This window comes from Mesorhizobium sp. WSM4989, from assembly GCF_029625795.1.
Taxonomy (GTDB): domain Bacteria; phylum Pseudomonadota; class Alphaproteobacteria; order Rhizobiales; family Rhizobiaceae; genus Mesorhizobium.
In genome coordinates this window covers 1289423-1311162 of record NZ_JARTVN010000001.1, presented here as the reverse complement: position 1 = coordinate 1311162, position 21740 = coordinate 1289423, and the positions used below count along the sequence as shown (strand labels likewise).

Below are 21740 nucleotides of genomic sequence, written 5' to 3'. Positions count from 1 at the left end.
TCTTAGGCTTCGAGCCAGAGGTATTCCGCCATTGCGTACCCCATCATGCCACCGAGCGGGTTCGCCTCCAAACCCTTCACCTTGCTGGAGAGGGCATCGACGTTGGAGATGTAGGCCGGGATGATGGTGCCTGCTTCCTCGGAGATCATGGTCTGCATCTGCCCGTAGATCTCCTTGCGCTTGGCCTGGTCGAGGAGGCCGCGCGCCTCGACGAGCAGCTTGTCGAACTTCTCGGACTTGTACTGGCTTTCGTTCCAGGGCGCGTTGGAGGCGTAAAGCAGCGAGAACAGGATGTCCGGCGTCGGGCGCGGATTGATGTTGCCGAAATGGACAGGCGCCTTGAGCCAGTAATTGTCCCAGTAGCCGTCGGATGGGACCCGCTGAACGTCGAGCTTCATGCCGATTTCCGCGCCGGCGGCCTGGATGATGACCGCCATGTCGATCGACGAGGTCGCGGCGTCCGAGGCGACCACCGGAATGGACTGGCCGAGCAGGCCCGCCTTCTTGAAGTGGAACTTCGCTTTGTCCGGATCGAAAGTCTTCGGCTTGAGGTCCGCATTGTGGAAGATGTTCGCCGGCGAGACGGGCTGGTCGTTGCCGATTTCGCCGAGGCCGCGCAATGCCGATTTCACGATCTGCTCGCGGTTGACGAGGTATTTCATGCCGGTCACGAAATCGGCCTTGCTGCCCGGATCCATGTCGAGCCGGATGTTGAGGTCCGTATAGTTGCCCGAGGTCGTCTTCGACAGTTCGAAGCCCTGCTGGCTCTGCAGCAGCTTCATTGCGCGCGGATTGATCGCGGCAGCAAAATTGATATCGCCGGAAAGCAAGGCGTTGACCCGGGCGCTGTCGTCGCTGATGGCGATGAATTCGAAGGAGTCGAGATAGGGCTTGCCCGACTTCCAGTAGTTCTTGTTCTTGGTGACGACCGAACGGACGCCCGGTTCGAACGTCTGCAGCACGAAGGCGCCTGTGCCGTTGCCCTTGGAGAAGTCGGTGGTGCCGTCGGCCACGATCATGAAGTGGTGCAGCGCCAGGATGGTCGGAAGGTCGGCATTCGGATCGGCCAGGGTGATTTCGACCGTCGATTTGTCGACCGCCTTGAAGCCGGTCATCTGTGCGGCGATCTTGGCGACCTTGGAGCCGACCGCCTTGTCGAGATGGCGCTTGAGCGAGAAGACGACGTCGTCAGCCGTCAGGTCCTTGCCGTCGTGGAAGGTGACGCCCTTGCGCAGCTTCACCGTCCAGGTCTTTGCGTCTTTGCTGTCGATGCTTTCGGCCAGTTCCATCTGCGTCTTGCCATCCTTGTCGAGGAAGGTCAGACGGTTATAGAGCGAGCAACACCGGACATAGTCGGTGGAGAGCGATGCCTTTGCCGGATCGAGCGTGTCGGCCGTCGATGACGACCAGCCGGCCGCCTTGAAGTTTCCGCCGGAGACCGGCGTGGCGGCGACGGCCTGCGTGGCACGGCCAAGCACAACGCCGCCCGCGGCAACCGCGGCGCCGCCCGCCAGCAGCATCTTGAGGAGTTCGCGGCGGCTCGCGCCTCGCCGGATGGCGTTTTCGACCATCGCATCGTCTGCTCCGGTCCAGTTGGTGATCTTGTCGGTCATGTCATTCCCCTTTCGTTGGTTGGTCAGGACGCGCGTCTTGCTGCGGCTTTTCCGGGCTTGGGTTCAGGTTCGTTCTTTCATGCTCTCCCGCACGGCCGCCGCAAATGCGGCCATCGAGGTGAAGTGGTAGTCCGGCACGGTGAAGCGCTCGGGCTCGATCGTGCCGCCATAGCCCTTCTGGGCATGACGGCGCTCGATCCAGCAGTTGGTCATGCCGAGCGCCCGGGATATGCCGATGTCGTGATGCTGGCTTTGCGCGACGTGCAGGATGTCGTCCTTGCTGTCGCCGCGCGACGCCACGAAATCGAAGACTTTCTGGAAAAAGGCGGGATCCGGTTTTTCCGTGCCGGTATCGTCGGCAGTGAAGGTGGCAAAAAAGGGCGATCCGAGCTGCTTCTCGAAATGGTCGAGAGCCCAGCGCCGGGCATTGGTCATGGCAATCAGCTTATGAGACGTCGCAAGGTCGGCCAGCGCCGCCCTGCTGTCGGAGAAGCCCTGCCAGACGCTGGCCGAGTCCCGCAGGCGGGCGCCGTATTTCTCCTCGGCCGGCAGGCCGAGCCGCGGTGCGATGACCATGTAGACACGTGCGAGATCGTCGGGGAACAGGTTCGCATCGGGCGTGTAGCGGGCCTGCCGGTAAAGGGCCAGCGCTTCTTCGCCGTCGATTGAGACACCGGCGTCCGCAGCGATCCCGGCCAGGCAGGTCGTTATGCCGCCTTCGAAGTCGATCAGCGTGCCGACCACATCGAAGGTCATGTATTTGAATTCGCTAAAGCCCCTGGCCAAGACTGGCTCTCCTCTGCGCGCGGCCGAATTACTGATGCTGAACAGAACAAAATTCCGTGCTGTCCGGGGCGTCGGCCTTTTTCAAAAGCCCGGAAATCCGGGCTTTCTGGCCTTGTCTTAAAAAGCAGTCTGGCACTTCCCCCGCGCTGGATTCGCCGAAAAGGCGCGAGGTAGCGGCACAAAATTGCGAAATCGTCTGCCGCGGCGATATTTCGAGATGCGAAAAATGCGTCGCCCTTCATGCAAGCGCCCGGCGGACATCGGCGTCGTCCAGCGTCTGGTCCAGCGTCCGGCGCGTGCGCTCGATGATCGCATCGATGTCGCCGTCGGTGCAGCAGAGCGGTGGGGCGTAGCCGAGAACCCCATGCGCGAAGGCGCGGATGATCAGGCCATTGTCCCACGCCCTGTCGAAGACGCGCCGCGCCGGCATGGCCGAGGCCGGAAGCGGCGTTTTCTTCTTTTTGTCGACCACCAGCTCGATGGCGGCAAGCATGCCGCGACCCCGCACATCGCCGACCAATGGATGGTCGCTCAAGGCAGACAAGCCCGCCATCAAGCGCGCGCCGGCCCTGGCGCCGTTCTCCAGAAGGCCTTCCTCATAGAGCTTCAGCACCTCGAGCGCGACGGCGGCGCTGACCGGATGGGCGGAATAGGTGTAGCCGTGGCCGACCGCCGAGGCGCCTGCGCCATCGGCGATGACGTTATAGACATGATCGGCCATGAAGACAGCGCCCATTGGCACATAGCCCGAGGTCAGGCCCTTCGCGGTGGTCATGAAGTCGGGAACGATATCCTCCTCCGTGCAGGCAAACAGGGGGCCGGTGCGGCCGAAACCGGTGATCACCTCGTCGGCGATGAACAGGATGCCGTATTCACGGCAGAGTTCGCGCATCGCCTTGATCCAGCCTTTCGGCGGGACGATAACGCCACCCGAGCCCTGGATCGGCTCGGCGTAGAAGGCGGCGACCCGCTCCGGCCCGATCTCCTCGATCTTCGCCTTCAGCGCGGCGAGCGATGCGGCGATGATCGCGTTCGGGTCATCGCCAACCGGATTGCGATAGGGATAGGGCGAGGGGATCTTGTGCTGCCATTCGAACGGAATGCCGAAACCGGCATGAAAGGCGGGCAGGGCGGTCAGGCCCGCGCCGACCACCGACGATCCGTGATAACCCTGCTCAATGGAAATGAACTGGTCGCGTTCAGGCTCGCCTCTGGCATTCCAGTAGTAGCGGACGAACCGGATCGTGCTGTCGACCGCGTCCGATCCCCCGAGCGTGAAATAGACGTGATTGAGATCCCCCGGCGCCCGGTCGGCCAGCTCCGAGGCGAGCCGGATGGCGGGCTCCGAGCCGAGATCGAAATAGGCGGTGGCGTAGGGCAACTCGCGCATCTGCCGGGCCGCTGCTTCGACGATGCTGTCGTGACCATAGCCGGCATTGACGCACCACAGTCCGGCGAAGCCGTCGAGAAGTTGCCGGCCGGACGCATCGGTCACGGTAGCGCCCTTCGCCGATTTCAGCACCCGCACGCCGAGCGCCTCATGGCCGCGATATGAGGCGACCGGATGGATGAGATGGGCGCGGTCGAGTTCGATCAGGGAATTGGCGAGCATTGTTGTCCTCCGGGCTATCCGAGCGCCTGGTTGGCGAGGGCGTAAACTTTTGGCCTGGCCTGTTCGGCCCCATTCTTGGCCGGACGGTCCATAGCGACGCCGCCGCCGACATGAGCGAGGCCGATTTCTCCGAGCCAGCCGGCGATGCCGGTCCTGCTTTCGGTATCCACGCGCAGGAAAGCGCCAGGGCGAGACGCGGCGACAAAGCTGATCAGGGCCTTGGCGTCGTCTGCATTTCCGGCGATGACGGGGCCGATCACCTCGCCGCGTCCGAACGGGCGGATTGCGGCATAGGCCGCGATGACGCCACTGCGGCGGATGACGGCGAATTCACCCCGCTCGGCCAGCGCATCGATCAAAGCTTCACGGTCGGCGCCGTAGGCGTCACGGTCCAGGGCCTTGATTTCCGGCAGATGGTGCGCGCCCGCGGCTTCCACACCGTCGGAAGCCTCAAGCGCTGCCACCTGGCCCTGATGCTGAAGAATCGTGCCCGAGGGCACGAAGCCAAGCTTCTCATAAAGAGGCATGCCGTCGGTCGTGGCGACGAGCCGCAGCGGACGGTCGCCGGCAAGGGCGAAGGCCTGTTCCATGAGCCGGCGCCCGAGCCCTTTGCCTCGCGCGTTCCTGTCGACGATCACCATGTTGATCATGGCGCAATCGGCGCCGTAAGGCGTTACCAGGATTGTCCCGGCGACCCGGCCCTGGTCGTCGAGCGCAACCGCGCCGCTCGAAAGCTGCAGCGCCATCTGCCAATCCTGCGGGCGATGCGGCCAATTCTCCTGCCGAGATAGCGCGACTGCACCCTCGATATGATCCGGCCCGAAGTCCTGGAGTTCGATCTCGCCTTGCTGCATGACGCACCTTTCAGTCTGACCCCAAGTCTCGATCATCGGTGCGCCGCAGATCGTCTGAAGGTCTCGACTTCGGCGGTATCATTCGCCGTTGCTGAGGGCGTGCGCCGCATCTTGTGCTGGCCCCTATGGAACTGGATGCGTTTAGCGCCTCGACCGGCGGCATCCTTCGACGCTCAAGATGCTACAGCGTGCCAAACGGAACCGCGGATACGGAACTTTCTGCTTTCGGCAGGCGCTTTTCGGTCAGGTAGGTCGCTTCCTGCCGGCCTATGATGAAAGACGTCCCAACGCGGATGTGCTTCCACCGGAGATCGACGGATATGGCTTCTTTCAGGCCCAAATACATCACCTTCGACTGCTACGGCACGTTGACCAATTTCCAGATGGCGGAGGCGGCGCGTGACCTCTATGGCAGCCGACTCGACGAGCCGCGCATGCAGGCGTTCATCAAGAACTTCGCGGCTTACCGGCTCGACGAGATCCTGGGCGACTGGAAGCCCTATGCCGACGTCGTCCACAACGCGCTCGAGCGCGCCTGCAAGCGCAACGGCGTTGCCTTCAGCCCGGACGACGCCACGATGGTCTATGAGCGTGTCCCGACCTGGGGACCCCACGCGGACGTTCCAGCTGGCCTGGCGAAGGTTGCCAAGGAAATTCCGCTGGTCATCCTCTCCAACGCCATGAACGCGCAGATCATGTCCAATGTCGAGAAGCTCGGCGCGCCATTCCATGCCGTTTACACGGCCGAACAGGCGCAGGCCTACAAGCCACGCTTCAAGGCTTTCGAATATATGTTCGATAGGCTGGGCTGTGGCCCGGAGGATGTTCTTCACTGCTCGTCCTCGTTCCGCTACGACCTGATGTCGGCGCATGACCTCGGGATCAAGAACAAGGTCTGGGTCAATCGCGGCCACGAGCCGGCCAACCCGTATTACGGCTATGTCGAGATCGCCGACATTTCCGGTCTTCCGGGCGTGGTCGGGCTTTGAAACTGACGGATTGCAAATGAAGCTGGTCTCCTACTGGCACGACACCGCTCCAGTTTTTTCCGGCGGGGCGCACGGCCCGGTCGAGGGACACTACGACGCCGCCATCATCGGCGGCGGCTTCACCGGCCTCGCCGCCGCCCGCCAACTGGCGAAGGCCGGCGCCAAGGTGGCGGTGCTGGAAGCAGAGCGGGTCGGCTGGGGTGCGTCGGGACGCAATGGCGGGCACCTGAACAACGGCCTCGCCCACAGCTACCTTTCGGCCAAGGCGGAGCTCGGCAAGGAGCGCGCGATCGCGCTCTACCGGGCGCTGGACGATTCCGTCGACACCATCGAGGCGGTAGTCGCCGAGGAGGGTATTGACTGCAACTTCCGCCGCGCCGGCAAGCTGAAGCTCGCCTCCAAGCCGCAGCATTTCGAAGCGATCGCCCGTAACTTCGAGGCCGTCCATGCCGAGGTGGATCCGGATACGGCGCTGCTGTCGCCGAACGATCTCAAATCCGAGATCGGCTCGCCCTTCCATGGCGCGATGCTGTCGAAGAAGAGCGCCATGATGCATATGGGCCGCTACGTGGCCGGGCTGGCGACGGCCGCGGTTCGCCATGGCGCCGTCATCCACGAGAATGCGGCGGTGACGGATCATAGGCAGTCGGGCACGCGGCATCAGCTGACCACCTCCCGCGGCCGCATCAGCGCCGACAATGTGCTGGTGGCGACCGGCGCCTACACCACGCCGAATTTCGGCTATTTTCGCCGCAGGATCATTTCCGTCGGCAGCTTCATCATCGCCACGCGACCGCTGAGCGACGCCGAGATCGCCGCGACCATGCCCGGCAACCGGACATGCGTGACCTCGATGAACATCGGCAACTACTTCCGGCTTGCGCCGGACAAGCGCCTGATCTTCGGCGGCCGCGCACGCTTTTCGGCGACATCGGACCAGCGCTCCGATGCCAAGAGCGGAGAGATTCTGCGGGCAAGCCTCGCGGCGATCTTCCCGCAGCTCGCCAGGGTGGAGATCGACTATTGCTGGGGCGGGCTGGTCGACATGACCAAGGACCGCTTCCCGCGGGCCGGCTACCATGACGGGGTCTGGTACGCGATGGGCTATTCCGGCCACGGCGCCCAGCTTTCCACCCATCTCGGCATGATCATGGCCGATGCCATGCTTGGTCGCGCGGACCGCAATCCGATGAAGGGGCTCGAGTGGCCTGCCATTCCCGGCTATTCCGGCAAGCCCTGGTTCCTGCCGATGGTCGGTCTCTACTACAAGGCGCTCGACCGGATCCAGTGATCGGGGCTGGGGTTTAACCCAGCCCGCCCATGTGGAAGCTCTTCAGTTCCAGATATTCCTCGATGCCGGCCTGCGCGCCCTCGCGCCCGAGGCCGGACTGCTTGACGCCGCCGAAGGGGGCTATCTCCATCGAAACCGAGCCGGTGTTCAGACCCACCATGCCGAACTCCAGCGCCTCGCCGACGCGCCAGGCGCGCTTCAGGTTCTCGGTGTAAAAGTAGGAGGCAAGCCCGTAAGGTGTGCCGTTGGCAAGCGCGACCGCTTCCTCTTCCGTCTCGAAACGGAAAAGCGGTGCGACCGGACCGAAAGTCTCCTCGCTGGCGAGTTCCATTTCGTTTGTCGCACCGGCCAGCACCAGCGGGGCGACATATTGAGGACCCTCCGGCAGCACCGGCTTCTCGGTGACGATCGTCGCGCCTTTGGCAAGCGCGTCCTCGACGTGCCGATTGATTTTCTCGACCGCCGCCATGTTGATCATTGGGCCGATGGCGACACCGGGCTGCGTGCCCGGTCCCACCGTCAACGCATTGACGCGGGCGCTGAGCTTGGCGGAGAAGGCGTCATAGACTCCGGCCTGGACGAGAATGCGGTTGGCGCACACGCAGGTCTGGCCGCCATTGCGGAACTTCGACGCCAGCGCCCCCTCGACGGCGAGGTCGAGGTCGGCGTCGTCGAAGACGATGAAGGGCGCGTTGCCGCCGAGCTCGAGGCTGAGCCTTTTCACGCTGTCGGCCGCTCCGCGCATCAGCAGCGAGCCGACCCTGGTCGAACCGGTGAAGGAGATCTTGCGCACGGTCTCATTCGCCATGATCTCGTTGCCGATCTCGGCCGGCATGCCGGTGACGATGTTGATGACGCCGGCGGGAATACCCGCGCGTTCGGCGAGCACGCCGAGCGCCAACGCCGAATAGGGCGTGAACTCGGAGGGCTTGATCACCACCGTGCAGCCGGCGGCCAGCGCCGGCGCAACCTTGCGGGTGATCATCGCATTGGGAAAGTTCCAAGGCGTGATGATGCCGCACACGCCGACGGGTTCCTTCAGGACGATGATGCGGCGGTCTGATGTAGGCGAGGGGATGGTGTGGCCATTGATCCGGCGCGCCTCCTCGGCGAACCATTTGACGAAGGACGCTCCGTAGTGGATCTCGCCTTTGGCCTCGTCCAGCGGCTTGCCCTGTTCCGTGGTCAGGATCAGTGCGAGATCGTCCAGATGCTTAAGCATCAGACCGTGCCAGGCCTCCAGCATGGCGGCGCGTTCGGCGTGGGTCTTCTTTTTCCAATCCCGATAGGCGGAAGCCGCGGCCTCTATGGCCGCGCGGGCCTCCGGGCCGGCCATGTCGGGCACTGTGCCGATCGATATCTGTGTTGCCGGATCGATCACATCGACCGTTCTGCCGGAACCTGCCGCGACCCATCTGCCGCCGATCAGACCGGCCTCGCGGAAGAGAGTTTTGTCTTTCAGGCTTTTCATCGAAAATGACCTCGCAAATCAGGTGAGCGCCGCGACAACGGCGGATGTGATGGCGTCCGTACGATCTTTGCCGGCCGTGGTTCCCACCCCTCGCGCCGTTGTCGCTTCGATCGCGTTCATGATGCGGCCGGCTGCGTCCTTTTCGCCCAGATGTTCAAGCATCATTGCGCCCGACCATATGGCGGCGATCGGGTTGGCGATGCCGAGGTGGGCGATGTCGGGCGCGGAGCCGTGCACCGGCTCGAACATGGACGGCGCCGAGCGGTCGGGGTTGATGTTGGCGGAAGCTGCGTAGCCGAGCCCGCCCTGGATCGCCGCGCCGATATCCGTCAGTATGTCGCCGAAGAGATTGGAAGCGACGACCACGTCGAGGCTCTGCGGATCCATGATCATGCGCGCAGCGAGTGCGTCGACATGATAGCTGGTCACGTCGACGTCCGGATAGTCGGCGGCCAGCTTGCGCGTGATCTCGTCCCAGAACACCATCGAATATTTCTGCGCGTTGGACTTGGTGACGGAAGCCAGCCTGCCGCGCCGCGCCCGTGCCTGCTCGAAGCCGGAGCGCAGGATGCGCTCGACCCCGGCCCGGGTGAAGATCGAGGTTTCCACCGCGACCTCGTCCAGCGTGCCTTGATGCACACGCCCGCCGGCGCCGGAATATTCGCCTTCGGTGTTTTCGCGGATGCACAGAATATCGAAGCTCTCGGCTCGCAGCGGCCCCCTCACACCCGGCAGCAGCCGGTGCGGCCGGATATTGGCGTATTGCACGAATGCCTTGCGGATCGGCAGCAGCAGCCCGTGGAGAGAAACGGAATCAGGCACCTGCGTCGGCCAGCCGACGGCCCCGAGCAGGATGGCGTCGAAGCGGCGCAAGGTCTCGATGCCGTCCTCGGGCATCATGCGACCGGTTTCCTTGAAGAAACGACAGGACCATGGAAACTCGGTCCCAGTCAGGGCAAAGCCGGAGTGCTTCGCCACGGTTTCCAGCACCGTCCAGGCGGCGGCGGTCACATCGCGACCGATGCCATCACCGGGGATCAGGGCGATCGAGTAGGTCTTCATCGGCATCTCTTCACAGGCTGATCAGGACGCTCTTGGTCCTGCGGTTGGCGAGATAGGCCTCGCGGCCAAGGTCCTTGCCGATGCCGGAGCGCTTGTAGCCGCCGGTCGGCAGGATGTGGTCGCGCGAGCGGCTGTAGCGGTTGACCCACACGGTGCCCGCTTCGAGCTTGCGCGCGAGACGGATCGTGCGAGACAGATCGGCGGTGAACAGGCCGGAAGCCAGTCCGTAGGTCGGATGGCTGGACAGCGCCAGCGCCTCGTCTTCGGTCTCGAAGGTCTGGACCGTCAGGACCGGGCCGAAGATTTCCTCGACGATCGCCGGATTGGCCTGGTCGACATTGGCGATCAGCGTCGGCTCGTAGAAATAGCCGGGGCTGTCCATAAAGGTGCCGCCCGTCAGGCATTCGCCGCCAGCCTCGACCGCGGCCCGCACGATGGCGTCGACACGTCCCCGCTGCCGTTCCGAGATGATCGGCGAATACTGCGTGGTCTCGTCCCAGGTCGGGCCGGACCTCACCGCCTTCATCTTTTCCAGAATCGAGGCCGTCAGCCTGCCGGCCACACTCTTCTCGACGATCAGGCGCGTGCCGGCCACGCAGGCCTGGCCGGCATTGAAGGTGACGCTGCCGGCGATTGCGGCCGCCGCCTTGTCGAGATCGGCATCGGCAAAGACGAGCTGCGGGCTCTTGCCGCCGAGCTCCAGCGTCATAGGCTTGACGCCGGTGCGGGCGACGTTCTCCATGATCGCCGAGCCGGCGCGGGTCGAACCGGTGAAGCTGACCTTGGCGATCTCGGGATGGCCGGTCAACGCCGTGCCGGTCGTGGGACCGTCGCCGAGCACCACGTTGACAAGTCCTGCCGGCAGGCCGGCTCTGACGGCGAGCTGCGCCAAATAGACGGTCGAGAACGGCGTCATTTCCGAAGGCTTCAGCACGACTGCATTGCCCGCAGCCAGCGCCGGGCCGAGTTTCCAGCCGGCCATCGAGATCGGAAAATTCCAGGGCGTGATCGCGGCCACGACGCCATAGGGTTCGCTCATGATCATGCCGAAACTGGCGTCGTCGGTCGGCGCGAGTTCGCTGCCTTCCTTATCGGCGAACTCGGCAAAGAAGCGGATCTGCTCGGCGGTCACGGCGATGTCGCCGGCGGCGAGCTGGCCCACGGGCCGGGTCGAGGACAGCGCCTCGATCCTGGCGAGCGTTTCGGCTTCCGCTTCCATCAGATCGGCCCAGGCGTGGAGCGCCCCGGTGCGCTCGCGCGGCCGGACGCCGCCCCAGTTGCTGGCTTTCAGCGCCGCTTTGGCACTTTCCACCGCCCGGTTCACCAAGTCCGCACCGGCCACGGGGCAGGCGGCATAGGACTTGCCGTCGGACGGACGGCGCATCTCGATCGCACCCTCGGCCGAAATCAGCTCCCCATCGATGAAGTGGCCGACGGGAAGCGAGATTGTATCGGGATCGAAGCTCAGGCTCATGGGCAACCACTCGGCAGCATCGGCCTCAGCCTAGCCCGTGCCGACACGCAGCATGCGCTGTTCGGCGATCCGCCGCCGACGAATGTTGCGTGCTGGGGACAAGAGACGGCAAAATCTTCCGCGGCGGTCAGGGCCTGCGCGGGCGCTCGCTAGCCCACTGTGACGTAGATCTTGCGCACGGTCTCGATGGTCTTCCAAACACCCGTGAAGCCCGGCTTCATGACGAAGCTGTCGCCGGCCCGGTAGGTCACCGTTTCGCCGGCGTCGGGCGTGATTTCGACCACGCCGGCGAGGATATGGCAGAACTCGAAGGTTTCCCCCTTGATCGAGCGCGTTTCGCCGGGCGTGGCCTCCCAGACGCCGGTATGGACAAGGTCGTCCTTGGCCACGTCCTGCGCCCAGGTTTTGAAGGCGGGATTGCCGGCAATGAGCCGCTCCGGCAGCGCGGTCGATTCGCGGGGCGAAAAGCTCGGGTTGATATCGATGGACTTGAGCAGGGACAAAGGATGGCCTTTCCAGTTGAGTTTCAATAACCGCGCGACCGGTCGACGAGCCCGATGGGATCGAGCCCGGCGCGGTGGCGCTTGATGTTGTCGATGACGGCCTGGGCGGCGGTCGCGGGTTGGGTCACGCTGGCTATGTGCGGAGTGAGGATGATCTTCGGATGCGACCAGAACGAATGTCCCGCGGGCAGCGGTTCGGGATCGGTCACGTCGATCATCGCCGACGACAAATGGCCGCTATCGAGCGCGGCGACAAGCGCTTCGTGATCGAGCTGCGGGCCTCGACCCGTATGAACGAGAGCCGCCCCGTCAGGCAGTTTCGCGAACAGGCCGGCGTTCAGAAATCCGCGCGTCTCCTCGGTCAGTGGCAGCAGGCAGATCAGTATGTCACTGGCCGCCAGCATCTGCTCCAGCCCAAGCTCGCCATGATAACAGGTCACCCCTTCGAGCCGCCGCGGGGAGCGGCTCCATCCGGAGAGCTGGAAGCCGAAAGGTTTCAGCCGGTCGAGGACGGCTTGGCCAAGCTGTCCGAGGCCGAGCACGCCGATCCGGCGCGACGCGGCTTGAGGCTGAGGGATGTCGCGCCATTCTCCGGCGCGCTGCTGCGCCAGATAGGCCGGCAAGTTGCGGTGGAGCGCAAGCACGGCGAGCGTCACATACTCCTGCATCATGCGCACGATGCCCTCCTCGACCATGCGCACGATCTTCACCGGCGCGGGCACCGCGTCGAAGCGGAACTGATCGACGCCGGCGCCGATGGAGAACAGGATTTCGAGGTTGGTGTAGCGGTCGAGGTTCTCCGGCACCGTCCAGGTGATCAGGTAGCGCACTGCGTCGGGATCGACCGTAGCGGCATCGATCGTGAAGGGGAGGTCCGGCAACTCCTTAGCGAAGGCCTCGGCGAAGATCGCGCCACGCCGCGCGTCGGAATTGAAGAGGAATGTCATTCCGGCTGCTCCTTCAGGCCGCGCATCGCGCGCCCAGCGCCTCGATCATCTGCTGGCAGGCGGCGAGCTCGCTGGCGAGAATATATTCGTCCGGCTTGTGGGCGCGCCCGATATCGCCGGGGCCGCAGATGATCGCATCGAGCCCGGAGCCCTGGTAAAGTCCGGCCTCCGTCCCGTAGCTGACGGCGGCTAAAGGCGCTTCGCCGGTCAATTCGCGCAGCAGTCCCGCCAGAGCCGAGTCTTGCGGCAGCGACAGCGCCGGATAGGCGCTAATCGGCTTCCATTCAACAACATAGCCTTGAGCGGCAAGAGCTTCAGCCCGCGCCTTGACCGGGGTGAGCAAGCCAGCCGGTTCGATGCCCGGTATTGCGCGCGCCTCCAGGTCGAGCGTGCAGCTGTCGGGGATGATGTTGACCGACTGGCCGCCTGCGATCACACCGGCCTGCAGCGAGGAATAGGCCGGCTCAAAGGTTGGGTCGGACGGGCCATGCATCAGCCGCTCCGCTTCACTCACGGCGGCGCTCAGCACATCGGACATCGCATGGATGGCGTTAAGCCCAAGATCCGGTCGCGAGGAGTGGCCGGAGCGGCCGCTGATGATTACGCGGGCGGCCGCCTTGCCCTTGTGGCCGCGCACGGCGCGCATGCCGCTCGGCTCGCCGACGATGACGCCGAGCGGCTTGGCGCAAAGCTCGGGCAGCCCGGCGATCAAATGCGGCACGCCCCGGCACCCGATCTCCTCGTCATAGGAGAAGGCGAGGTGGATCGGTCTGGCGAGGCGCAGCCGCACAAGCGCAGGCACGGCGGCGAGCGCGGCGGCGAGAAACCCCTTCATGTCGGTGGTGCCGCGTCCGTAGAGCCGTTCGCTCTCCCGGCGCAGCGAAAAAGGGGCCGAACTCCATTGCGGCTCGCCGGCGGGGACGACGTCCATATGGCCGGACAGGATGTAGCCCGGAACCTCGGCCGGGCCGATGGTGGCGAAAAGATTGAAACGGTCGCCCTCTGGCCCTGGGAGCAGGGTGACCTTCGCGCCTTGTTCGGCGAGATGAGCCTCGATCCAGCCGGCAATGTCGCCGTTGGGCTTGCCGGCGACAGACGGAAAGGCGACGAGACGGTCGAGGATGTCGAAGACGTCCATTGCAGCCCTCAAGGCATTTAGGGTTCGCCGGCATCGATGCCGCATGCTGGCGAATTTCCGCAGAGGATGGGTGCGTTGCCACGCGATTGCATGCCGAAAGCGGAAGTGTTTCAGTTGAATCTTGCGTTGGTGCACGGCTTTCGAGCAAATCCTGTGGGGTTTGCTTGTCTAGCGTTGGCGGGCACGGGTCAGCGGTCTGCTCGCCCGTTGATTTTTGAGGGTTCTTTCAGGGCCATGGAAGTGAAGCCGTCCGAAAGCTTGAAAATCGATGCCTTCTCGATGCGTATCGGCGACGTCCAAGATGTCGACCTGGAGAGGTTGCACGCGCTCTCGCTGTCGGTGGGATGGCCGCATCGCGCCGAGGACTGGCAATTCCTGCGTGAATCGGGCCAAGGCTTCGTGGCGCTCGATGAGATCGGCCGGGCTCTCGGTTCGGCCATGTGGTTCCCGCATGGCGCCAATTTCGCCACCGTGGGGATGGTCATCACCTCGCCGCGGCTTCAGACGCAGGGGGCGGCGCAATGGCTAATGAAGCGGATCTTCGAAAGGATTCCCGGGCGCGATCTGCGCCTCAACGCAACCCGTGCTGCGCGGCGGCTTTATCTCTCTCTCGACTTCCAGCCGGAGAAGACCGTCTATCAATGCCAGGGCATCGCCCGCGTGCCGACAGCGGGCCGGCCGACGGAAGGGCGCGGCAACGTCCGGACCTTGGACGCGGGCGATATTGCGGCGGCGATCGCCCTGGACGCGGCGGGATTTGGCGTGAGGCGGACAGCGCTCATTGAAAAGCTCTTCGAGCATTCGGCCGGCTATGGCCTTTTCGACGGGAACAAGCTGACCGCTTTTGCCCTCTGCCGACCGTTCGGGCGGGGCCATGTCATAGGGCCGGTCGTGGCGGGAAGCGACCCCGACGCCCTTGCGGTCGTCCGGCCGCACGTGGCCTACCATTCGGGATATTTCCTCAGGATCGACACGCACATGGACAATGGCGAGTTCGCCGCCTTCCTGTCGCATAGCGGAATGCCGGTCTTCGATACGGTGCTGACCATGTCGAAGGGCAAATGCCTTGGCGATTTCTCCGACGGCGGCTCGGCTAGGCCGAAGACCTATGCCTTAGCAAGTCAGACCCTCGGATAGTTGTCTTCGGATTGCTTCCTTCCCCCGGACGGATGGCTGCCGAGCCGTCAGCCTAAACGGTTTCTACATGGGCGTTGGCTCGTTCCATGATCCACCCTCTGACGGTCCTCACCACGCTGCCTTTCGAAAGCTGGCTCTCCGAAAGATAATAGGTCCATGGACTGGCGGCCCGCACGGGGAAAGGCTCCACCAGAAGCCCGCGGCTGATATAGGTTCTCGCCAGCGAATATTGCGTGGCGACGCAGCCCGCGCCCATTGCCGCCAGTTCCAGCGCAATGTTCGAGGCGTTCGTGGTAATGCCTTTCTCATAATCCGAAATGTCGATCTGCAGCGCGTCGCCCATGCATTGCCAATATTCTTGGCGGCCATGGACGAAGATCCAGTCGACATTGAGGATATCGCGCGGCGAGCGCAGCCCTTTCGGGCCGGACAGCAGGCCGGGTGCGCAGAGGATGGCGAGCTGGTCGTTCCACAGCGGAACGCCACTCGGCGGGCGGTCGTCGAAGCGGCGGGTCGAGATGGTGATGTCGGCGATCTGCTCGCTGAGGTCTTCCCAGATCGTGCCGTGCAGAACGACCTCGATCTCCGGATGGATTTGCCGGAACGCCGCCATGCAGCCGGCCAGCCAGTTTTCGGCCAGGCTCATTGGGCAGGAGATGACGACCGTCCTGTTGCGCGAGGAGGCGACGATCGCCTCCGTGGCGTGATCGATCTGGTCGAGCGCCTGCCGCAGCGTAGGCAGGAAGGCCTCGCCCATTTCGGTCAGCTTCAGGCTGCGCGGATAGCGCACGAAGAGCTGCCGGCCAAGATAGTGTTCCAGCCCCCGCACATGATTGCTGACCGCCGCCTGGGTGTAGCCGAGCTCGCTGGCAGCGAGGGTGAAGCTGAGATGCCGCGCCGAACACTCGAACGAGCGGATATAGTTCAGTGGGGGTGGCGGCTTCATGCGATCGCTCCTTGGCGAAGCGAAAACTAGACCGGCTTCGTTGGCCTCCGCAATCGCCTTGACCCCGATTTTTTTGTGCGATGGCGCCAAACTAATTACGTGCCTGGCCCATGAGACCAAATTATTCGTAGTTATCTTGGAGCGATCGGGACGCGAAAGGTGGCGCCATGGACCAGCGGACGACGGAAGGTGAGTCTGCTTCCACCGTATTTGCCCGTGTTGCCGACTTCGTGCTGCGCAGGTCGGCCGGCGCGTTCCCGCGCGACGTTCTGAAATCGGCAGCCCTCCAGTTCCTCGACACGATGGGCATTGCCATCGCCGCCGGCCCGATGCAGGCCGGACAAATCGCGCGCGATGCCGCGGTTATGCTCTACGGTTCCGGCGCCGACCGGCACGCGGCGAGGATGATCTTCGACGGCAGGCGCGCCAGCATGGCCGGCGCCGCCTTCGCGGCGGCGACCCAGACCGACAATCTCGACGGCCATGACGGTTACCCGCCGACCAAGGGGCACATCGGCGTGGCGGTTATCCCGGCGCTGCTTGCGCTCGCAGAAGAAAAGCCTGAGTTGACCGGCCCCGAGGCGCTGGCCGCGATCGTCGTCGGCTATGAGATCGCGGGGCGGGCCGGCATTGCGCTGCACGCAACCGTCTCCGATTATCACACCTCCGGCGCGTGGAATTCTCTTGGCGTGGCGGCGGTCGCGGCCCGCCTGCTTTCGCTTGACGACGATCAACTGCGCCATGCTTTCGGCATCGCCGAGTATCACGGACCGCGCAGCCAGATGATGCGCGAGATCGCAACGCCGACCATGCTGCATGACGGCTCAGGCATGGGGGCGCTGGTCGGCCTGTCGGCCGCCGTGCTTGCCGAAGCCGGTTTCGCCGGCGCGCCGGCGATCACGGTCGAGGCGCCGGAGGTCGCGGCACATTGGGATGACCTCGGCCTGTTCTGGCAGATGACCCGGCAATACATAAAACCGTATCCGGTCTGCCGCTGGGCCCACGCGGCGATCGACGCGACGCGCGCGCTTTGCCTGCAGCATGGGCTTCGGCCGGAAGACATACGCAAAGTCCATGTCAACAGCTTCCACTATGCGGCGACGCTGTTTGCCGGCATGCCGGACACGACATCAAAGGCGCAGTACAGCCTGCCCTTCGCCGTGGCCACGATGATCCACTATGGTCGAATCGGCGTGGAGCACATTTCGGGCTCGGGTCTGCGCGATGCCGCCGTCGCGGATTTGCTGAAGCGCGTCGAGGTGAACGAGGCGGCGAAGCACAGCGACCGTTTCCCCGCCGGGCGCTGGGCCGACGTGCAGATCGAGACGGTTGACGGCCGGCAGCTGGAGTCCGGAGATGTCCACGCACGCGGCGGCCCCGAAGCCCCGTTCAGCGAAGACGATATCGTCGCCAAGTACATGGAGTTTGCGTCGCCCGTTCTCGGCTCGACCAGGGCCGCCGCGATCCGGGACGGTATTCTCGGCCTGACCGACGCCGACCACCGGTTTTCCGAGGTGACCGCTCTGGTCTACGATCCTCCTGGCGGCCAGGGCAGCCATGCCGCTTAGGCTTCTCAAATACGGGCTTAGCCGCGACTATCCGGTGACGGGCGACATTCCTGCGACGCCTGAGCTGAAGCCGTCCTATGACGTGGTCATCGTCGGTGGCGGCGGGCATGGCTTGGCCTGCGCGCATTATCTGTCGAAATACCATGGTATCGCCAGCATCGCGGTGCTCGAAAAAGGCTATCTGGCCGGCGGCAATACCGCACGCAACACCACGACGATCCGCTCCAATTACATCACCCAGGAAGGCGTCGCCTTCTACAAGGAAGGCGTTTCGCTCTTCGAAGCGCTGTCGCAGGAACTCGACTTCAACGTCATGTTCTCGCAGCGCGGCCAGCTGACGCTCGCACACACGGAAGCGACGCTGCGCGCCTTCCATCTGCGCGCCGAGATGGGCAAGCATATGGGCACGCGCACCGAGGTGATCGACGCAAAAGAGGTCGAGAAGCTGGTGCCCGAACTCAACATGGATCGCGACGGTGCGCTCGAGATCCTCGGCGGCCTCTGGCATGCCGATGCCGGCACGGCCCGCCACGATGCGGTTGCCTGGGGCTTCGCGGCGCAGGCCTCGCGCCGCGGCGCCGAAATCCACCAGCGCACCGAAGTTCAAGGTTTTGAGGTCGAGAACGGCCAGGTGCGCGCTGTGGTGACGAACCGCGGACGGGTCGCCTGCGGCTCCGTGCTCATCGCCGCCGGCGGCATGAACTACGATGTTGCGATGATGGCCGGCGTGGAACTGCCGATCCGCTGCTACCCCTTGCAGGCAATGGTGACGCAGCCGCTGAAGCCCTGGCTGCACACGCTGGTCTCGTCCGTATCGCTGCACACCTATCTGGTGCAATCCTCGCGCGGCGAGATCGTCATCGGTGGCGGCTCGGATCCGTACCAGCTCTATTCGACCCGCTCGACGCTGGACATGAAGGAGCATCTGGCGGAAGGCGCCGTGCATCTCTTTCCCTTCCTGCAAGGTGTGCGGGTGCTGCGGCAATGGGCCGGCATCACCGACATGACGCCGGACTACAGCCCGATCATGGGCGCCAGCCCTCTCGCGAATCTGTGGCTCGATTGCGGCTGGGGCACCTGGGGCTTCAAGGCGACTGCGGTCGCCGGCAAGCGCATGGCGGAAACCATCGCCAGGGGCCGGGTTCCCGACCTGCTGAAGCCGTTTGCGCTGGAGCGCTTCGAGAAGTTCCGACTGCTCAACGAAATGGGCGCCACGGCGGCGAGCCACTGACCATGAAGCTGCTTGACTGCCCCATGAACGGCCCGCGCAACATCGACGAATTCCAGTCCTTCGGTCCGCTGCGGCAGAGGCCCGATGCGGACGCTGCCGCCGACGCTGCCGCCGACGCTGAGTGGGCAAGGCATCTCTTCCGCGCGGACAATCGAAAAGGTGTGGTGGTCGAGTGCTGGCGGCACGTGCCGAGCAACTTCTTCTTCCTCGCCGAGCGCGACGTCGTCACCAACGAGATCATCCGCACCTACGCCATTGGGAGCCGGCCATGACGCGGCTTGGCACGCCATACGGTTCGCGCCTCGACCGGACGCGGCCTGTCCGCTTCACCTTCGAAGGCAAGGCTTATCATGGCTTTGCCGGCGACTGCATCGCCAGCGCGCTGGCGGCCTCGGACCAGTGGGTCCTGTCGCGCTCGTTCAAATACCACCGGCCGCGCGGCATCATGACCATGGCCGGCGCGGAAGCGAACACGCTGGTGCAATTGCCGTCGGAGCCGAATGTTCCCGCCGACCTGACGCCGCTCCAGGACGGCATGATGGTTACGGCGCAGAACGTCAACGGCTCCCTGGAAAACGACCGCGATGCGGTGATCGACCGCTTTGGACGTTTCCTGCCGGTCGGCTTCTACTACCGCACCTTCATGGGTCCGAGACAGGACAGCTGGCTCCGCTTCTGGGAGCCGATGATCCGTCGCAAGGCGGGGCTCGGGATCGTCGACGTCAAGGCGCCGCATCTGAGTTTCGACAAGGCGCATCTTCACTGCGACCTGCTGGTCGTCGGCGCGGGGCCGGCGGGTCTATCGGCTGCGATCTCGGCCGCACAAGCCGGCGCCGACGTGCTGTTGTGCGACGACAATCCCGAAATTGGCGGTTCGCTGACCTATCGCCGCTGCGATCCGGGCATATTGTTCAGTCTGGCAGCCAAGGCAGCCAAGCTCCCCAATCTGCGCATCATGACCGGCACCATCTGCAACGGCTGGTATGAGGACAATTGGCTGCCGCTGATCCAGGGCAACCGGCTCTACCGAACCCGCGCCCGCGAGGTTGTCCTGGCAACAGGCGCCATCGAGCAGCCGGCGGTGTTCCGCAACAACGATCTGCCTGGCATCATGACCGGCGGCGCCGTGCAACGAGTGCTCCGCCATTACGCGGTGCAACCTGGCCGGCGGGCCGTCGTGCTGGCCGCCAATGACGATGGCTACGACTCCGCGCTGGATCTGGTCGAGGCTGGCGTCGAACTGGCCGCGATCGTCGATCCTCGGCCAAATGCCGGCGACCGCGCCGGTGAGCTTCGGGCCAGGGGGATAGGGATCCTCGCAGGCGCCCCGATCGAGGAAGCGTCCGGGACGCGCGGCAACAAGCATGTGACGCGGGTCCGCATTGGCAGCCGCTGGATCGACTGCGATCTCGTGGCGGTCTCCGTCGGCTCGGTGCCTGCCTGGCAGTTGCCCTGCCATGCGGGAGCGATAGTTGGCTTCGACGATGCGACGGCGCGAATGACGCTCAGTCTGCCGGTGGGCGCGGCCGTCCGGCTGGCAGGCGCCGTTGCCGGCAAATCGCGGTTGCAGTCTGCGATGGCCGACGGCCGCCGCGCCGCGCGCGAGGCTCTCGAGCGGCTCGGCCACGGCGATCCTCCTGACGTGCAGAACGAATACGAGCCCGAGCCAGCTGCCTGGGCACAACCGCTCGCCGGCAACGCAAAAGGTCGCGACTTCGTCGATTTCGATGAGGATCTGCAGGTCAAGGACCTCAGGAATGCGGTCAAGGAAGGCTATCGCGAACTCGAACTGGTGAAGCGCTTTTCCACCGTCGGCATGGGGCCGAGCCAAGGCAGGCATTCGGCGCTCGCCACGGCGCGGATTGTCGCCGAAGCGACGGGGCGCGGGGTTGGCGAGGTGGGCATCACCACGGCGCGGCCGCCGACCGGACCGGAGAAGCTCGGCGTGCTCGCCGGCCATCACGAGCCGTTGGAGCGGCGCACCGCGCTGCATGCGCGCCATCTCGCACTCAACGCTCGCATGAAGCCGATCGGTGCCTGGTGGCGGCCGTATTTTTACGGGCCGGAAGACCGGATAGACCGCCTGGTCCGCGAAGAGATCGCCGCGGTCCGCAACGGCGTCGGCATGCTCGACGTGTCGACTTTGGGCAAGCTGGAGATCCGCGGTCCTGACGCCGGCGCCTTCCTCGATCGGATGTACACGATGGCGCATGCCAACCAGCGCGTCGGCCGGGTCCGCTACTGCCTGATGCTCAACGAGATGGGCACGGTTATCGATGACGGCGTCGCCTATCGTCTCGCCGATGACCTGTTCTACGTCACCGCGACGACCGGCGCCGTCGCCCGCGTGCAGGCCGACATGCTGTTCTGGAATGCGCAGTGGCGGCTGAAGGTCGACGTGCTCAACGTCACGGCAGCATTTTCCGGCATGAACGTCACCGGCCCGAAGGCGCGTGAGGTCTTGCAGGCGCTAGATGGCGACATCGATTTCTCGCGCGACGCTTTCCCCTATCTCCACGGGCGCGAAGGCATGCTGGCCGGCCTGCCGGTGCGTGTGATGCGGATCGGCTTCACGGGCGAGGTGAGCTACGAGCTGCACTGTCCTTCGAGCTATGCGGTCGCGCTGTGGGACGCTTTGTCCGAGGCCGGCAAGCCGCATGGCTTGCGTCCCTATGGACTCGAGGCCTCGCGCATGCTGCGGCTTGAAAAGGGGCATATCCTGATCGGCCAGGATACCGACGCGCTGACCACGCCCAACGAGCTCGGTTTCGGCTGGGCGGTTTCGAAGAAGAAGCCCTTCTTCGTCGGCAAGCGGTCAATCGAGATGCGGACGAGGCTTGGCGAAACGCGCCGGCTCGTCGGCCTCTCTTTCGAGGGTGCAAGCAACATCCCCGGCGAGTCCTGCCTGGTGCTGCGCGGCGGCAACCCGGTTGGGCAGATCACTTCGATTGGCTTCTCGCCAACGCTTCGCCACACAATCGCGCTGGCCTATGTCCATATCGACGACGCTGCCCCTGGCAGCAAGGTCACGGTGAAGTGTCGCAGCGGCGAATTGGTGCAGGTGCCGGTGGTCGGTCACGCCTTTTTCGATCCGCAGAACGTCCGGCAGGAGATGTAA

The 21740-nt window shown here is 64.6% G+C and carries 18 protein-coding genes; 7 read left to right on the top strand and 11 right to left on the bottom strand.

All coding sequences use genetic code 11. The features are described from left to right. Positions 1-2: 2 nt before the first annotated feature. From P9217_RS06425 to P9217_RS06410, 4 genes are all read right to left on the bottom strand, one after another. Positions 3-1613, bottom strand: coding sequence for an ABC transporter substrate-binding protein (locus P9217_RS06425; RefSeq protein ID WP_095825758.1), 1611 nt, complete (start codon positions 1611-1613; stop codon positions 3-5). Between the two features lie 63 nt (positions 1614-1676). Then, entirely contained in the window at positions 1677-2399 is a 723-nt protein-coding gene (locus P9217_RS06420) for an HAD-IA family hydrolase (protein ID WP_127246552.1), read from the bottom strand. A gap of 238 nt (positions 2400-2637) precedes the next feature. After that, positions 2638-4011, bottom strand: coding sequence for an aspartate aminotransferase family protein (locus tag P9217_RS06415; protein ID WP_095801048.1), 1374 nt, complete (start codon positions 4009-4011; stop codon positions 2638-2640). Between the two features lie 14 nt (positions 4012-4025). Beyond that, positions 4026-4865: a GNAT family N-acetyltransferase gene (locus P9217_RS06410; protein WP_278086385.1), complete on the bottom strand. Its 840-nt coding sequence runs from the start codon at positions 4863-4865 to the stop codon at positions 4026-4028. A 320-nt stretch (positions 4866-5185) separates the two neighbouring features. Between P9217_RS06410 and P9217_RS06405 the strand changes: the two genes are divergently transcribed. Then, positions 5186-5854, top strand: coding sequence for a haloacid dehalogenase type II (locus P9217_RS06405; RefSeq protein WP_067327464.1), 669 nt, complete (start codon positions 5186-5188; stop codon positions 5852-5854). 16 nt (positions 5855-5870) lie between these two features. After that, the gene (locus P9217_RS06400) at positions 5871-7145 is read left to right on the top strand and encodes an FAD-binding oxidoreductase (protein ID WP_278086386.1); all 1275 of its coding nucleotides are present in this window, start codon (positions 5871-5873) and stop codon (positions 7143-7145) included. Between the two features lie 13 nt (positions 7146-7158). On the opposite strand, the gene P9217_RS06395 is transcribed toward P9217_RS06400, so the two are convergent. The 6 genes from P9217_RS06395 to argE form a co-directional block, all read right to left on the bottom strand. Further along, complete coding sequence (locus P9217_RS06395) at positions 7159-8616, bottom strand: NAD-dependent succinate-semialdehyde dehydrogenase (protein ID WP_127239899.1); 1458 nt, start codon at positions 8614-8616, stop codon at positions 7159-7161. An 18-nt stretch (positions 8617-8634) separates the two neighbouring features. Further along, entirely contained in the window at positions 8635-9678 is a 1044-nt protein-coding gene (locus P9217_RS06390; RefSeq protein ID WP_278086387.1) for a tartrate dehydrogenase, read from the bottom strand. Between the two features lie 10 nt (positions 9679-9688). Beyond that, positions 9689-11152 (bottom strand): aldehyde dehydrogenase family protein, encoded by a 1464-nt coding sequence (locus tag P9217_RS06385; protein WP_067327476.1) that lies wholly within the window; start codon positions 11150-11152, stop codon positions 9689-9691. Positions 11153-11301: 149 nt separating this feature from the next. Continuing rightward, positions 11302-11655 carry a cupin domain-containing protein gene (locus P9217_RS06380; RefSeq protein ID WP_067328000.1) on the bottom strand — a complete coding sequence of 118 codons (354 nt, stop codon included), beginning with the start codon at positions 11653-11655 and terminating at the stop codon, positions 11302-11304. A gap of 23 nt (positions 11656-11678) precedes the next feature. Beyond that, on the bottom strand, positions 11679-12602 hold the full coding sequence (locus P9217_RS06375) for a glyoxylate/hydroxypyruvate reductase A (protein ID WP_278086388.1): 924 nt from the start codon (positions 12600-12602) through the stop codon (positions 11679-11681). A gap of 13 nt (positions 12603-12615) precedes the next feature. Beyond that, the gene (gene argE, locus P9217_RS06370) at positions 12616-13740 is read right to left on the bottom strand and encodes an acetylornithine deacetylase (protein WP_095825749.1); all 1125 of its coding nucleotides are present in this window, start codon (positions 13738-13740) and stop codon (positions 12616-12618) included. Positions 13741-13974: 234 nt separating this feature from the next. On the opposite strand from argE, the gene P9217_RS06365 reads away from it, so the two are divergent. Continuing rightward, the gene (locus P9217_RS06365) at positions 13975-14877 is read left to right on the top strand and encodes a GNAT family N-acetyltransferase (protein ID WP_278086389.1); all 903 of its coding nucleotides are present in this window, start codon (positions 13975-13977) and stop codon (positions 14875-14877) included. Between the two features lie 52 nt (positions 14878-14929). Here the strand turns inward: P9217_RS06365 and P9217_RS06360 are convergent, their stop codons facing one another. Beyond that, positions 14930-15823 carry a LysR substrate-binding domain-containing protein gene (locus tag P9217_RS06360; RefSeq protein ID WP_066989425.1) on the bottom strand — a complete coding sequence of 298 codons (894 nt, stop codon included), beginning with the start codon at positions 15821-15823 and terminating at the stop codon, positions 14930-14932. A gap of 167 nt (positions 15824-15990) precedes the next feature. On the opposite strand from P9217_RS06360, the gene P9217_RS06355 reads away from it, so the two are divergent. Genes P9217_RS06355 through P9217_RS06340 form a run of 4 tightly spaced genes read left to right on the top strand, consistent with a single transcriptional unit; the run spans position 15991 to position 21740 of the window. After that, positions 15991-17391, top strand: coding sequence for an MmgE/PrpD family protein (locus P9217_RS06355; protein ID WP_127324500.1), 1401 nt, complete (start codon positions 15991-15993; stop codon positions 17389-17391). Next, positions 17381-18622 carry an FAD-dependent oxidoreductase gene (locus P9217_RS06350; RefSeq protein ID WP_127217458.1) on the top strand — a complete coding sequence of 414 codons (1242 nt, stop codon included), beginning with the start codon at positions 17381-17383 and terminating at the stop codon, positions 18620-18622. Before P9217_RS06355 ends, P9217_RS06350 begins: the two co-directional genes overlap by 11 nt. 2 nt (positions 18623-18624) lie before the next feature. After that, entirely contained in the window at positions 18625-18894 is a 270-nt protein-coding gene (locus P9217_RS06345; protein WP_127246544.1) for a sarcosine oxidase subunit delta, read from the top strand. After that, entirely contained in the window at positions 18891-21740 is a 2850-nt protein-coding gene (locus P9217_RS06340; protein ID WP_278086390.1) for a 2Fe-2S iron-sulfur cluster-binding protein, read from the top strand. The genes P9217_RS06345 and P9217_RS06340 overlap by 4 nt, the downstream gene beginning before the upstream one ends.